Source organism: Bacillus sp. LR--39 (genome assembly GCF_053613335.1).
Map to the genome: position 1 here is coordinate 1 of NZ_JBSIOT010000295.1, position 1,119 is coordinate 1,119.

Consider the following 1,119-nt stretch of genomic DNA (forward strand, 5'->3'; position numbering starts at 1 on the left):
GGCCGCCTTTTTTACCGCTGTCCCCGCTTTCGGAAACCATGGGCTGTGGCTCGCTTTTCTTTTATTCAGCCTTGGGCGTTCCGTATTCTTATGCATGGCTGTTCCCGGGCTGACCACCCGGCTTTTCGGAGAGCGCAGTGCTGCGAGAGAGGCAGGCCAAAGACCGAAATCATTAAAACACCCCGGCTAAGCTTTAGCCGGGGTGTTTACGTTTATTCTTTCGTTAATTGTGCGACGAAATGGTTCAGATGATCCAGCGTCATCAAATTTTGATTGCATTTTTCACTGTCACAGCAAATGTAATTGCCTCTGTCCGTATAGGTTTCTTTCCCGCTTTTCACGCGGGCCATGAACAGTCCGATCTCTTCGGTCCTGTTGCATATCGAGCAGATTCCTTTTTTATTGCTGGATTTGATGGTGCCGTGGATTCCGGTCAGCTTTCCGCCGGCGTCCACAATCATGTATTTCCTGCCTGATCCTGCATCGTTCCATCCCAGGTAGGAATATCCGCTGAAATCCATCTGCTCAAATTCGGGCGTCTTTAATTTTTTCACTTTAGAGAACAGCTTTTTAGCAGTCTTTACCGTTACATTCTGAAATGGAATCACATGAAGTTTTAATTCAGCTAAAAAGCGCACCGCTTCACCGCTGTCTTCCACTTCTGCCAGCTTCTCCAGCAAAGACTTTTGATCGCTGCTGAGATCAGGAAACAGGTTGAACACTTGATCCAGCGCATTGCACTTCAAAGCGTCAAGGACGTTTTCGTCATTGATGTTCGCATGTCCCTGGACGAGGCTGTCCGTTTGAAACTTAATAAAATTATATTGGTCATTTCTGATAAAAGGTGTCTTCATTTCTGCCAGCTCCTTATTTATAGATCTATATTTTAAAATAAGGTGCAAAGCCGGATGATCAGAAATGATACCTTGCTCTGTCAGGCGATTTGTTTATAACCCCGCCTCATGCAAAGTATCGCCTTTCAAGATAACAGGCTTTGCATGAGACGCTGCAGTCGGCAAATGAATGTCATTTACCATTTTATCCACCTCCGAATACTGATTCCATTATAAACGACAATCGTATTCAATCTCAATGATATCCTCTATCTTTAAAATGCAA

1 protein-coding gene and 1 pseudogene are annotated in these 1,119 nt (G+C 44.7%); one reads left to right on the forward strand and one right to left on the reverse strand.

Annotation, left to right across the window (positions count from 1 at the left end):
* Positions 1–190: pseudogene (locus ACWHAR_RS22640) on the forward strand (MATE family efflux transporter); the annotation flags it as partial.
* A 22-nt stretch (positions 191–212) separates the two neighbouring features.
* Here the strand turns inward: ACWHAR_RS22640 and ACWHAR_RS22645 are convergent.
* Positions 213–854: a FusB/FusC family EF-G-binding protein gene (locus ACWHAR_RS22645; protein WP_016885952.1), complete on the reverse strand. Its 642-nt coding sequence runs from the start codon at positions 852–854 to the stop codon at positions 213–215.
* Positions 855–1,119 lie beyond the last annotated feature (265 nt).